Origin of the sequence: Micromonospora sp. NPDC050276, assembly GCF_044459545.1 — a bacterium.
Lineage (GTDB): Bacteria > Actinomycetota > Actinomycetes > Mycobacteriales > Micromonosporaceae > Micromonospora.
Genome location: NZ_JBITJA010000001.1, coordinates 341,130 through 353,294, shown reverse-complemented (window position 1 = coordinate 353,294; position 12,165 = coordinate 341,130). Strand labels below are relative to the sequence as shown.

The following is a 12,165-nucleotide window of genomic DNA, read 5'->3' as shown; positions in this document are numbered from 1 at the left end:
CCCGCCCCCGGCACGCGTTGATCATGAAGTTATTGCCCCGACACGCCGACACGGAGGGCAATAACTTCATGATCAACGGGCCAGGTGGGGTGGGTCGTAGGGTGGGCGGGTGACCGAGGGTGGGCAGGTGGGTCGAGACGGGCGGGTGGACGGGCGGGTGGGGAGCGGCGGGGCCAGCAGCGCCGAGGAGCCTTGGCCGGTACGGGTGGTCAGCCAGAAGGTGGGGGCCTGGATCGCCAAGCTGGGCTGGGTGTGGGTGGACGGGCAGGTGGCGCAGATCAGCCGCCGTCCCGGGGCCAGCACGGTCTTTCTCACCCTGCGTGACCCGTCGGCCGACCTGAGCCTGACCGTCACCACCAACCGGGACGTCCTGGACGCCGGCGCACCGGAGCTGCGTGAGGGCGCCCGCGTGGTGCTGCACGCCAAGCCGGAGTTCTACGCCGCCCGGGGCACGCTGAGTCTGCGGGCCGACGAGATTCGCCAGGTGGGGCTCGGGGAACTGCTGGCCCGGCTGGAGAAGCTCAAGAAACTGCTCGCCGCCGAAGGCCTCTTCGACCGCGCCCGCAAGCGTCGACTGCCGTTCCTGCCCGGCAAGATCGGGCTGATCACCGGTCGCGCGTCGGCGGCGGAGCGGGACGTGCTGACCAATGCCCGACGGCGCTGGCCGGCGGTGGAGTTCCGCACGGTCAACGTTGCCGTGCAGGGCCCGTCCGCGGTGCCGCAGATCGTCGACGCGCTCAAGGTGCTGGACGCCGACCCGAGCATCGACGTGATCATCATCGCCCGGGGTGGTGGCGGTATCGAGGACCTGCTGCCCTTCTCCGACGAGGCGCTCTGCCGGGCGGTGTTCGGCTGTCGTACGCCGGTGGTCAGCGCGATCGGCCACGAGACGGACGCACCACTGATCGACTACGTCGCCGACGTCCGCGCCTCCACGCCGACCGACGCGGCCAAGCGGGTCGTCCCCGACCTCACCGAGGAGGTACGCCTCATCGGCCAGGCCCGGCACCGCCTCGAACGGGCGGTGCGCAACCTGGTCGACCGGGAGACGCACCGGCTCGACGGGCTGCGCTCCCGGCCGGTGCTGGCCCGGCCCCAGGTGATGGTGGAGCATCGGGCGACCGAGCTGACCGCGCTGCGGCAACGGGCCGGCCGCTGCCTGGAGCATCGGCTCACCGCCGCCGAGAATGACCTGCGGCACACCCTGGCGCGGCTGCGCGCGCTCTCCCCCGCCGCCACCCTCGACCGGGGGTACGCGATCGTGCAGCGCGCGGACGGCCACGTCGTCCGCGCGGCGGCGGAGGTCGGCAAGGGCGACCCGCTGCGGGTACGACTGGCCGACGGCGAGCTGGCCGCCACGGTCGACGGCTGAGTGGCGACGCGGCGCGGCGGGGGACGGTGTGCTGAGATGAACGCGATGACTGACGACACGAAGGCCGGGCCGGACGAGCGGCTCAGTTACGAGCAGGCCCGCGCCGAGCTGGCCTCGGTGGTGGAGCGGTTGGAGGCCGGCGGCACCTCCCTGGAGGAGTCGCTGGCGCTCTGGGAACGCGGCGAGGCGTTGGCGGTGATCTGTCAACGCTGGCTGGATGGCGCGCGGGCGCGGATCGACGCCGCCCGCCAGGAGCCGGCGTCCTGACCGGAGGCGGGGCGACCCGATCCGCCGGTGGGGCGGCCGGAGCCGCCCCACCCGGGTACGTCAGTTGAACAGGCCGTACAGCTCGGCCGGCGCCTCGACGACCTGGTCCGCCGGCGGCTTCTGCGCGGCGGTGGCGGCACCGTAGTCGGAGTACGTCATCCGGATCTCCTGGGCGGCGGTCTGCCCGGCGGCCGGCAGCTGCAGCACCAGCTCGCTGAGCCGGCCCTGCGGATCCACCTTCGCGGTGAACGGGACGGTCTTCGCCTGGGTGCCCAGCGCGGCGATCGTGGCGGCGTTCAGCGAGCCCGCCTCGGCGGCCTTGGTGACGTCGATGGTGCCGGCGTACGCGCCGGTGCCGGTGCTGCGGACCTCGGTGATGCCCTGGGTGAGCACCGCGCTGCCGGCCGGGTCGACCTTCTCGAAGTCGAAGCCGAGGTTGCGGTTGCCCTTGATCCGGGTCTGGTCGAGGTGCTGGTACTTGCCGAGGTTGAGCTGCTTGATGGCGGGCAGGCTGTTGGCGGTGGGACCGCTCAGCTCCAGCTTTACCCAGCTGTCCGGCTTGTAGTGGATCACGTCGAGCTTCATCGCCAGGTCGGACGAGGGACCACCAATCGCGATCTTCATGGCCGCGCTCTGGCTCGGCTGGTGCACCAGCCCTTCCGCCGTCGAGCCGGCACCGGCCAGCGTGAACCGGAAGTTTCCGTTGCTGATCTCCTTGGTGGAGTCGAGCAGGGCCTGCTTGGCGTCGCCCGCCACCGGGGCGCCGGACGGGCTCGCCGTACCGGACGCGGTCACCGTCGGGGACGGCGTCGATCCGGCGGTGCCGGTTCCGCTGGCGCAGGCGGCCAGTGCGGGCGTGATCAGAGCGGCGGCTACCAGGCCGGCGCCGAGTCGTCGAACAGTCATATGTGTCTCCCAAGGGGGTCACCCGACGACCTGGGCGGCGCCGGAAACCGGGCGACGCAGCAGCACCGTCGGCTGCGTCGCGCGATCCGGACCGAGCAGCGCGCCCGGATCACTCCCTCCTTGTTCCCTGTCGACGCGTCGGACAATCACCCTTCGAGCTAGTTGCCCAGATTCGACGCCAGCGGAGCCACCGATCGGCGGGGCCCACTCAGCGTAGCGAGCCGGCCAGTTCGCGGAGTTCGTTGTCCCGGGCGTCACCGACGATGATCACCGTGCGGGTCGGCTCCAGCAGGACCAACGCCTGCTGGTTGCCCCGGGCCGTGTAGAGCTGCCAGGTGCGCCCGGCCAGCTCGGTGGGGCCCTGCGGCTGGCCCTGGCTGGTCAGCTCGACGGGGAGCAGACGATCCGCCGGGACGCTGCTCTGCAGCAGTTGGACGCCCCGCCCCTCCGGGGTGAGGTAACCGAGACGGAGGTTCGCACCGCCCTCGACGGTCTGGTAGCGGGCGCTGACCGTCGACCAGCCGGAGCCGAGCCCCTGCGGCTGGCTCACCGGAAACGCGTTCGCGGAGCGGGCCTGCTCGATCGCGGGAGCCGGATCGACGGTGGTGGGCGAGTCGCCGCCGAGGAACCCCCGGTAGAACGCGAGCAGAAGCGCGATCGGGACAAGCAGCACGAGCAGCGAGATCGCCATGTCCTTCGGCGACCGCTCGGACTTGCCGGACACCGCCGGCGGCGGTGGCGTCGGATCGGTCGCGGCGGACTCACCACCGGGGCCGGCGGGGACGCCGGCCGGCGGCTGACCGTCGGGCGGCGTGCGGTCGGCGGGTACGCGATCGGCTGGCTGCGCGGGTTCCACCCCGCTATCTTCGCAGCCGCCCGACCGGCGGTATCCGGGCCATCACCGCCCCGCGCCGACGCCCGGTCGGCGATCGTGTGAGGATCAGCGACAAAGCCGGCAGTGGGGACCTTCCCTGGGCCGGTCGTCCCCGCACCGTCGCGAGGAGGAGTAGCCGTCATGACGAACACCAGGACGCGGATCCCGCAGGATCTCGACCGAAACCTTGCCCTCGACCTGGTCCGGGTCACCGAGGCCGCGGCGATGGCCGCCGGCCGGTGGGTCGGTCGGGGCGACAAGGAGGGCGGCGACGGAGCCGCGGTCGACGCGATGCGCAAGCTGATCAACTCGATCCAGATGCGCGGTGTGGTGGTGATCGGCGAGGGCGAGAAGGACAACGCCCCGATGCTCTTCAACGGCGAGCACGTCGGCGACGGCACGGGCCCGGAGGTGGACGTCGCCGTCGACCCGGTCGACGGCACCACCCTGATGAGCAAGGGCATGCCGAACGCCGTGGCGGTACTCGCCGTCTCCGAGCGGGGTGCGATGTTCGACCCCAGCGCCGTCTTCTACATGGAGAAGCTCGCCGTCGGCCCGGCGTACGCCGACGTGGTGGACATCAACGCCGGTGTGGCCGAAAACCTGCGCCGGATCGCCAAGGTCAAAGGCACCGACGTCGCCGAGGTGACGGTCTGCGTGCTGGACCGGAGCCGCCACGACGACCTGGTGGCCCAGATTCGCCGGACCGGGGCGGGCATCCGGTTCATCTCCGACGGCGACATCGCGGGCTCCATCGCGGCAGCCCGGGGCGAGTCGGACGTCGACGTGCTGATGGGCATCGGCGGCACCCCGGAGGGCATCATCTCCGCCTGCGCGCTGAAGTGCATGGGCGGTGCGATGCAGGCCAAGCTCTGGCCGCGCGACGAGCAGGAGCGGGAGAAGGCGATCGCCGCGGGGCACGACCTGGACCGGGTGCTGGGCACCGACGATCTGGTCACCGGGGACAACTGCTTCTTCGTGGCGACCGGGGTGACCTCCGGCGATCTGCTGCGCGGAGTGCGCTACCGGGCGGGTGGCGCGTACACCCAGTCGATCGTGATGCGCTCGAAGAGCGGCACCATCCGGGTGATCGACTCGTACCACCGGCTGGAGAAGCTGGCGCTCTACTCCGCCGTCGACTTCGATGGTCGTCCGCTGGCCGAGCAGGAGTGACCGGCACCGACACGGCGACCCCACAGACCCTGTCGGCCGCCCGCCGGATCACCGGCGTCGCGCTGGCGTCGCTCTCCGGGGTCGCGGTGGCGGTGCAGTCGCGCATCAACGGCGAGCTGGGGGTACGCCTCGCCGACGGTTTCGCCGCGGCCGTGATCTCGTTCGGCATTGGTCTGCTGGTGCTGGTGGTGCTGGTGCCGGCGACCCCCGGCGGACGGCGGGGCATGGCCGCGACGTGGCGCGCGCTGCGGACGGGCACGCTGCGGCCGTGGCAGTGCCTCGGCGGAATGTGCGGGGCGTTCCTCGTGGCCACCCAGGGTCTGACCATCGGCACGTTGGGCGTGGCGGTTTTCACGGTGGCGGTGGTCGCCGGCCAGACCGGCAGCAGCCTCGCCGTGGACCGGGCCGGGATCGGGCCGACCGGTCGACAGCCGATCACCGGTCAGCGGCTGGCCGGCGCGGTGCTCACCGTGCTCGCGGTCGGCCTGGCGGTCGGGGACCGCTTGGGAGACCCGGGCGCGCTGGCGCTGGCCCTGCTGCCGCTGCTCGCCGGGGTGGGCATCGCCTGGCAGCAGGCCGTCAACGGCCGGGTCCGGGCGGCCGCCGACAGCGCGTTGACCGCCACGTTGGTGAACTTCGCCGTCGGCACGGTCACCCTGCTGGTCGCGTTCGCGATCGACATCGCCGTACGCGGCTGGCCCGCCGGTCACCTGCCGACCGAGCCGGGGCTCTACCTGGGTGGCCCGATCGGCATCGTCTTCATCGCGATCGCCGCCGCGATCGTGCGCTTCACCGGCGTGCTGCTGCTCGGCCTGGCCACCATCGCCGGCCAGATCGTGGGCGCCGTCCTGCTGGACCTGATCCTTCCCACGGCGGCCTCACACCCCGGGGTGAACACCCTGCTCGGGGCGGCGCTGACCATGGTGGCCGTGCTGATCGCCGCACTGGCGCCACCCGCGCGCCGCTGACTCCAGGTCAGGTCGGCCCGGGTCGGATACCGGTCGTCAGCCAGCGTCGGAGGAGTGCCCCGGGAAGAGGTGGGCGCTCGGGTCGATGGCCACCGCCGCGTTGTTGACCGCCGTCGCCGCCTCACCGAAGCCGGTGGCGATGAGCCGGACCTTGCCCGGGTACTCGGTGATGTCACCCGCCGCGAAGACCCTCGGCAGGTTCGTCGCCATCGCGCTGTCCACCAGGATGTGCCGACGGTCCAGCCGTAGCCCCCACTCGGCGAGCGGGCCCAGGTCGGCGGTGAAGCCCAGGGCGGCCACCACGATGTCCACCGGCAACGTCTCGGTTGCGCCGCCGCGCACGGTCACCTCGGCGCCGGTCACCCTGCCGTCCCCGAGCAGCCTGGTGACCTCGGCGTTGACCACGACCCGCACCGGCAGGGAGAGCACCCGGGCGACCGTCGACGCGTGCGCCCGGAACTTCTCCCGCCGGTGCACCAGGGTCACCGACCGGGCCAGCGGTTGCAGCGCCAGCGCCCAGTCGAAGGCGGAGTCGCCGCCCCCGACGATCAGCACGTCACGACCGGTCAGCTCGGTCGGCTCGGTGACGAAGTAGACGATCCCCGAGCCGGGGGCACCGTCGGCGCAGGGCAGCGGCCGAGGGCTGAAGCTGCCGAGCCCACCGGTGACCACGATCGCGCCGCATCCGAGCTGCTCGCCGCCGGCCAGCCCGAGCACCGGGCGACCGTCGGCGTACGAGAGCTTCTCGGCACGGGTGCCGAGCAGGTACTGCGGATTGAACGGGGCTGCCTGGGCCACCAGGTTGGCCACCAGGTCGCGGCCCTTGACCGCGGGAAAGCCGGCGACGTCGAGGATCAGCTTCTCCGGGTACATGGCGGTGACCTGGCCGCCCGGCTCCGGCAGCGCGTCGATCACCGCCACCGACAGCCCCCGGAAACCGGCGTAGTACGCGGCGAAGAGACCGGCCGGACCGGCCCCGATCACGGCGACATCGACCTCACGCATGGCGTACCGTCGCTTTCCGCTTACGGATCAACGCTTGCTGATCTCGACCGTAGGCGGGCGGTGACGGTCGGGCAAGCACGTCCCAGAGGCGCGCCGGAGAATCGCCTCAGGGCAGGCTGAGCGTGGATCCGGAGTAGTCCGGGCCGTCCACTGCCGGTCGCCGACGGCGGAACAGAATCGCCGCCACCACCCCGCCGAGCAGGCCGAACAGGTGGCCCTGCCAGGAGATCCGCTCGTCGGTGGGGAGGATGCCGACCAGTTGCCAGCCGTAGAGCAGACCGACCAGCAGGAAGACGGCGAAGTTCCACCAACTGCGCTCGACGATGCCCCGGGTGAGCAGGATGCCCAGGTAGCCGAAGATGACGCCGCTGGCGCCGACCACCACCGAGTTGGGTGAGCCGGTGAACCACACGCCGAGCCCGCTGACCAGGATGATGATCAGGGTCGACCAGAGGAACCGTCGGGCGCCGGCGGCGAGGACGAAGGTGCCCAGCAGGATCAGCGGGATGCTGTTGCTGTAGAGGTGGTCGAAGCCGTGGTGCAGGAACGGGGAGAAGAAGACACCGTCCAGCCCGTCGATGCGTTGCGGGATGATGCCGGCGGTGGCGTCCAGGCCGAACGCGAGCCCCTGGTCGACGGCCTCGATGAGAAAGAGGAACGGGACCACCGCGCACATGGCGACGAACGCCCGGCCGAGCGCGGCGTAGAACGCCTCGGTGCCGAACCGGAACGGGTCGCCGCTTGACGGGTGCAGGGTCACTCCACAACTGCTATCAGCAAAAGCGGCCGACCGCCACTCGCGTCCCGTCGGGACCGACCGGGGTACGCACGACGGCGGGGCGGGTGGTTGCCCACCCGCCCCGCGTCGACAGCGTCAGTAGTGCCCGTTGTTCTGGAAGTAGGTCCAGGCACCGCAGGGCGTCTTGTACCTGCCCTTGATGTAGCTCAGCCCCCACTTGATCTGGGTGGCCGGGCTGGTCTGCCAGTCGGCGCCGAAGGCGCTCATCTTGTTGCCCGGGTACGCCTGCGGGATGCCGTACGCGCCGGAGGAGGAGTTGCGGGCCTTGTGGTTCCAGCCGCTCTCCTTGGTCCAGAGCTTCTCCAGGCAGGGGAACTCGGCGATGCCGAAGCCGCCGTCGATCATCAGCGCGCAGCCGATCTTCCGGTTGCCGCTGTATTCCTCGCAGGACGCGGGGATGGGCCCGTCGAACGGCTTCGCGGGTGCGTTGGCCGCGTCGCGCTCGCGCTTGCGGGACGCCGCGGCGGCTTCTGCCCTGCGGGCCCGCTCGGCGGCCTCCTTGGCGGCCTGTGCCGCCCGCAGCTTGGCCTGGTACTCGGCAGCCCGCTGCTTGGAGAACTGCACCCGGTGGGCGGCCTGCCGCTCACGCTGGTACGCGAGGTCGGCCCGGTCGACCTCGAGGCTGACCTGATCGGTCAGGCCCTGTTGCTGGGTTTCCCGGTCTTCGCCCAGGTAGAAGCCACCGGCAACGCCCACGGAGAGCAGTGCTACAGCAGCCGTACGGGCGCCCAACCGGCTCCACAGCCGACTCACGAAGTGGTCCCTTCGTCGGGAGCAAGGACGTGGCGCGACGCGGGCCACGGATCGGCCGCCAGTCGTGCCACGAGCGCCCCGACCGGTTGTCGGTCGCACCGACGCACCGACGGCCGCCGATGTTGTTCGTCTCGGGACGAACCATCACCAACGATCCTCATGGTGCGTGGACGCTCGTGGGACACGATTGCGCACAGTGAGGCTGATGGGAAACCAACCAGACCCTTTGTGATTTGCGCCACACTTAAAATGCGGACAAAGGCCCGCATAGCGACCGTCAGATCGGGATGTCCTCCAAGAGGTCCGTGACCATCGCGGCGATTGGCGACCGCTCCGAACGGCTGAGGGTGACGTGCGCGAAGAGCGGATGGCCCTTGAGCGCTTCGATGACGGCGGTCACCCCGTCGTGCCGACCGACCCGCAGATTGTCCCGCTGGGCCACGTCGTGGGTGAGCACCACCCGGGAGCCCTGCCCGATCCGGGACAGCACGGTCAACAGCACGCCGCGCTCCAGGGACTGGGCCTCGTCCACGATCACGTAGGCGTCGTGCAGACTGCGCCCCCGGATGTGGGTCAGCGGCAGCACCTCCAGGATGCCCCGCGAGGTGACCTCCTCCAGCACGTTCTCGTGCACCACCGCGCCGAGCGTGTCGAAGACCGCTTGAGCCCACGGCGACATCTTCTCCGACTCCGACCCCGGCAGGTAGCCCAGCTCCTGGCCACCGACGGCGTACAGCGGGCGGAAGACGATCACCTTCTTGTGCCGGCGGCGCTCCATCACCGCCTCCAGCCCGGCGCAGAGCGCCAGCGCCGACTTGCCGGTGCCGGCCCGGCCGCCCAGCGAGACGATCCCGATCGACTCGTCCAGCAGCAGGTCGAGAGCGATCCGCTGCTCGGCCGAACGGCCGTGCAGGCCAAACGCCTCCCGGTCGCCCCGGACCAGCCGCACCGACTTGTCCGGCAGCACCCGACCGAGCGCGGAGCCGCGCGCCGAGTGCAGCACCAGACCGGTGTGGCAGGGCAGCCCGGCCGCCTCGTCGAGGTCGAGCGTCTCGCCGGCGTACAGCTGGCCGATCTGCTCCTCGCTCAACTCCATCTCCGACATGCCGGTCCAGGTCGGGTCGCTGGCCTGGCCGTGGCGGTACTCGTCGGCGCGCAGGCCCACCGAGGCCGCCTTGACCCGCAGCGGCATGTCCTTGCTGACCAGGGTCACCTCCCGCCCCTCGGCGGCGAGGTTGAGCGCGACGGAGAGGATCCGGGCGTCGTTGCTCTCGGTGCGGAACCCGGGCGGCAGGACGCCGTCGTCGGTGTGGTTGAGCTCCACCCGCAGGGTGCCACCGACGTCGTTGGCGGGCACCGGGCGGTCAAGTCGGCCATGCCGGACGCGCAGGTCGTCGAGCATCCGCAGCGACTGCCGGGCGAACCAGCCCAGCTCCGGATGGTGCCGCTTGCCTTCCAACTCGGTGATGACCACCAGAGGCAGCACCACCTCGTGCTCCGCGAACCGGTGGAACGCCGCCGGATCGGAGAGAAGTACCGAGGTGTCCAGGACGAAGGCCTGGCCGGCTGGTCGTGGCTCCTTGGGGTCGGCCGGCGCGGTGGCCGCCGAACGGCGGCTCCTGGTGGCGCGGCGGGTCGTGGCAGTCGCGGCCGGGGTCTGGTCGGCACCGGCGGTGGTACGGCGAGTCGTCACAGGCCTGCTCCGACGGATGGGCACCCGCCACCCGTGTTCCGCCTCCTCCGGTGCCCGGGGACACGGGGTCGGATGCGGAACCCCATGCGCGAGGTCGCAGATCCGGGCGGACCGGCTGGCTCGGGAGAACCCCGTGCCATGCCTAGACGCTAGCCCCGCCGGACCTTCCCGGCTAGAGGCCGAACGTGGATCTCCCAAGACGCGCCCGTGAACACCGCTTCGGCGGAGCCCGCACCAGCCAGAAGGCAATGCGGCGGGCACAGCGGAACCGGCCGGGATGCATGCCCCCTGCGCGCATCCCGGCCGGTGGGGCCACCGTCACCGGTCTGACGTGACCCCGACGGTGCGTGTCCGCCGCGGACGACGCACCGTGATCGTGGCGCCGATCGGCGGGCGCAGCCCGCCGACCGACCTCAACCGGTACGTCGGACGAGCGTGCCGGTCGGGTGCCGCCCGGTGATCGGGGCGGCCGGAGCGCTGAACGACGAGCCGGTGTACGTGGTGCCGGGGCGGGCGACGGTGTCGGCGGAGCGGACCACGCCCGCCGACGAGACCGACAGGGCCGAGGCGATCGCCGCCTGTGCGTCGCGGCGACGGCGGTTCCAGGCGCCTCGGTCACCGTCGAAGTAGCCCTGCCGGTAGCCGAAGCGGTAGCCGATGCGGTAGCTGAGCTGCCCGTGCAATCGGCCGGCCGCGTAGCTGGTGGCCCCGAGCACCAGCACCAGGAAGACCGCGAGGAACGGGCTCATCGGGCAGCTCCGGCCCAGCCGGGACGCCAGGTCATCGCTCCTCCGGCTCGATCGTGGTGGGGTCGGCGACGAGCAGCCGGTCCAGGTCGTCGGTGCTGACCTCCTCGACCAGCTCGACGCTGATCCGGCAACCGTCGAGCACGACCTCGGCCACCGAGGAACGGCGGATCTCGCCGCCGGCGTCGTAGACCCGGACGCTCAGCTCCGGGCAGCCGAGATGGGTACGCCAGGCGTTCCACTCGGCGCGATCGCCGACGCTCAGCGACAGGTAGCGGCAGCCTCGGGCGAGATAGAGGCGCCAGGGGGCGGTCAGCCCGGCGGCGACCCCCTCGGCGATCAGCCCGAAGGCCTGGGCGCGGGTGGCGAGCTCGGTCACCACGACCCCCCGGCACCGGGGGCGTGACGCATGTGAGCACCAATCGTCTCATGCACGTGACACACCGTAGATTGTCCCATGGGCGTGACAGTATCAGCTTTTCAGCCGCTTACGTTCGCCCCAACGTTCATCTATTCTGCCCGCGTGACACCCCTCAACAGTGGCACTGATTCGTTTACCGGAAATCCGAAGCCCCCGTCACGTCTGCGTGACAGTGGCGAGCCGGGGCACGCACCCAGCTCCGGCTGGCCGTACGGTCACGGGGTGACCGAGACGGCCAATGCGCGGAAGATCGCCTTCGCCACCTTCGTCCGACGGGCGCTGGACGAGGCGCGGGCGACCCGAGCCTGGAGCGGCACCGAGGTCTCTCGGCGCACCGGCGTCTCCCGGCAGACCATCAACCGTTGGGTCCGGGGCGACTGGGCCAGCGACCCGGAGGCCGAGCGGGTGGTCGCCTTCTGCGAGGGCCTGGGCTTGAACCCGGCCGCCGCCTTCGCCGCGCTCGGCTGGGACCGGACCGCGGCCGGCCCACGCACCGGCCAGGCCACCCCTCCGATGGACCCCGACGTGGAGGCGCTGCTGCGCCGCCTGGTCGATCCGCAGGTGTCGGACGCGGAGAAGTTCCACATCCGCGAAACCATCAGATACCTCGCATACCGCCCAACGTTGCCGGTCGATGTCCGAAAAAGGGGCAATCAGGCAGGCTAGTTCCTCAGATAGCGAAAGAACGCCTGGTCAGGTTCATTCGTTTGCCTCCGGGGCTGGAACGGGCACGCTAGCGTCCCTATTCGTACTGCTTGGGCTCGTCATCGGCGGGGGGACGGGACAAGGCCGAACCCAGCCCTGCGGGACAGAAGGAGGGGTCTGTCCATGACCCTGAAGTGGTTGGCAGTCGTGGTCGCAACGGTGTCGGTGACGCTGTGGGCGACCGGAAACACAGTGACCCTCGTGGTCAACGGCGGGCAGCTTCCGCTGCTCGTCAACCTCTTTGCGCTCATCACCGCCGGCACCGCGGTCGTCCTGGCCGTCGTCGCCGAGCTGCACGAGCGTCTGAACAACCGGATCAGCGCGCTCACCGAGTTCCTGGTCGCACGGCTCAACGAGATCGAGAACCACACCGGCGATCGCAACACCGGGTTCGTGGAGGGCTACCTGTTGAGCCACGGCCAGGAGGCCGCGGTGGTGCCGTTCGGCCGGCGCGGACGAGGAGCCGCCGAACGCTGATCGCCT

The 12,165-nt window shown here is 71.2% G+C and carries 14 protein-coding genes; 6 read left to right on the top strand and 8 right to left on the bottom strand.

What is annotated here, in order from left to right; all coding sequences use genetic code 11:
• Positions 1 to 157 precede the first annotated feature (157 nt).
• On the top strand, positions 158 to 1,372 hold the full coding sequence (gene xseA / locus ACIBF8_RS01685; RefSeq protein WP_396780699.1) for an exodeoxyribonuclease VII large subunit: 1,215 nt from the start codon (positions 158 to 160) through the stop codon (positions 1,370 to 1,372).
• A 45-nt stretch (positions 1,373 to 1,417) separates the two neighbouring features.
• Entirely contained in the window at positions 1,418 to 1,639 is a 222-nt protein-coding gene (locus ACIBF8_RS01680; protein WP_030328827.1) for an exodeoxyribonuclease VII small subunit, read from the top strand.
• Positions 1,640 to 1,699: 60 nt separating this feature from the next.
• Here the strand turns inward: ACIBF8_RS01680 and ACIBF8_RS01675 are convergent, their stop codons facing one another.
• Positions 1,700 to 2,545, bottom strand: a complete 846-nt coding sequence (locus ACIBF8_RS01675; protein ID WP_396780395.1) for a hypothetical protein — start codon at positions 2,543 to 2,545, stop codon at positions 1,700 to 1,702.
• 208 nt (positions 2,546 to 2,753) lie between these two features.
• Positions 2,754 to 3,401, bottom strand: a complete 648-nt coding sequence (locus ACIBF8_RS01670; protein WP_396780394.1) for a DUF4245 domain-containing protein — start codon at positions 3,399 to 3,401, stop codon at positions 2,754 to 2,756.
• Positions 3,402 to 3,560: 159 nt separating this feature from the next.
• On the opposite strand from ACIBF8_RS01670, the gene glpX reads away from it, so the two are divergent.
• Together glpX and ACIBF8_RS01660 are read left to right on the top strand one after the other, a co-directional pair.
• On the top strand, positions 3,561 to 4,592 hold the full coding sequence (gene glpX / locus ACIBF8_RS01665; RefSeq protein ID WP_396780393.1) for a class II fructose-bisphosphatase: 1,032 nt from the start codon (positions 3,561 to 3,563) through the stop codon (positions 4,590 to 4,592).
• Positions 4,589 to 5,560, top strand: coding sequence for a DMT family transporter (locus tag ACIBF8_RS01660; RefSeq protein ID WP_396780392.1), 972 nt, complete (start codon positions 4,589 to 4,591; stop codon positions 5,558 to 5,560). The genes glpX and ACIBF8_RS01660 overlap by 4 nt, the downstream gene beginning before the upstream one ends.
• 36 nt (positions 5,561 to 5,596) lie before the next feature.
• On the opposite strand, the gene ACIBF8_RS01655 is transcribed toward ACIBF8_RS01660, so the two are convergent.
• From ACIBF8_RS01655 to ACIBF8_RS01630, 6 genes are all read right to left on the bottom strand, one after another.
• Positions 5,597 to 6,565, bottom strand: a complete 969-nt coding sequence (locus ACIBF8_RS01655) for an NAD(P)/FAD-dependent oxidoreductase (RefSeq protein ID WP_396780391.1) — start codon at positions 6,563 to 6,565, stop codon at positions 5,597 to 5,599.
• Positions 6,566 to 6,671: 106 nt separating this feature from the next.
• Entirely contained in the window at positions 6,672 to 7,325 is a 654-nt protein-coding gene (locus ACIBF8_RS01650; protein WP_285793109.1) for a rhomboid family intramembrane serine protease, read from the bottom strand.
• Positions 7,326 to 7,439: 114 nt separating this feature from the next.
• A complete protein-coding gene (locus ACIBF8_RS01645) occupies positions 7,440 to 8,117 on the bottom strand; it encodes a lytic transglycosylase domain-containing protein (RefSeq protein WP_396780390.1) in 678 nt (225 codons plus the stop codon).
• A 277-nt stretch (positions 8,118 to 8,394) separates the two neighbouring features.
• Positions 8,395 to 9,810, bottom strand: coding sequence for a PhoH family protein (locus tag ACIBF8_RS01640; RefSeq protein ID WP_396780389.1), 1,416 nt, complete (start codon positions 9,808 to 9,810; stop codon positions 8,395 to 8,397).
• Positions 9,811 to 10,223: 413 nt separating this feature from the next.
• Positions 10,224 to 10,559: a hypothetical protein gene (locus ACIBF8_RS01635; protein ID WP_396780388.1), complete on the bottom strand. Its 336-nt coding sequence runs from the start codon at positions 10,557 to 10,559 to the stop codon at positions 10,224 to 10,226.
• 31 nt (positions 10,560 to 10,590) lie between these two features.
• Entirely contained in the window at positions 10,591 to 10,935 is a 345-nt protein-coding gene (locus ACIBF8_RS01630; protein WP_030328857.1) for a hypothetical protein, read from the bottom strand.
• Between the two features lie 264 nt (positions 10,936 to 11,199).
• Here ACIBF8_RS01630 and ACIBF8_RS01625 point away from each other — a divergent pair, with 264 nt between their 5' ends.
• Together ACIBF8_RS01625 and ACIBF8_RS01620 are read left to right on the top strand one after the other, a co-directional pair.
• A complete protein-coding gene (locus ACIBF8_RS01625) occupies positions 11,200 to 11,643 on the top strand; it encodes an XRE family transcriptional regulator (RefSeq protein WP_396780387.1) in 444 nt (147 codons plus the stop codon).
• A gap of 162 nt (positions 11,644 to 11,805) precedes the next feature.
• Positions 11,806 to 12,159: a hypothetical protein gene (locus ACIBF8_RS01620; protein ID WP_396780386.1), complete on the top strand. Its 354-nt coding sequence runs from the start codon at positions 11,806 to 11,808 to the stop codon at positions 12,157 to 12,159.
• Positions 12,160 to 12,165 lie beyond the last annotated feature (6 nt).

Bases quoted from the DNA above. Each gene is read 5' to 3' on its own strand.
- ACIBF8_RS01680 (WP_030328827.1), top strand. From the start codon at position 1,418: ATGACTGACGACACGAAGGCCGGGCCGGACGAGCGGCTCAGTTACGAG.
- ACIBF8_RS01675 (WP_396780395.1), bottom strand. From the start codon at position 2,545: ATGACTGTTCGACGACTCGGCGCCGGCCTGGTAGCCGCCGCTCTGATC.
- glpX (WP_396780393.1), top strand. From the start codon at position 3,561: ATGACGAACACCAGGACGCGGATCCCGCAGGATCTCGACCGAAACCTT.
- ACIBF8_RS01655 (WP_396780391.1), bottom strand. From the start codon at position 6,565: ATGCGTGAGGTCGATGTCGCCGTGATCGGGGCCGGTCCGGCCGGTCTC.
- ACIBF8_RS01635 (WP_396780388.1), bottom strand. From the start codon at position 10,559: ATGAGCCCGTTCCTCGCGGTCTTCCTGGTGCTGGTGCTCGGGGCCACC.
- ACIBF8_RS01620 (WP_396780386.1), top strand. From the start codon at position 11,806: ATGACCCTGAAGTGGTTGGCAGTCGTGGTCGCAACGGTGTCGGTGACG.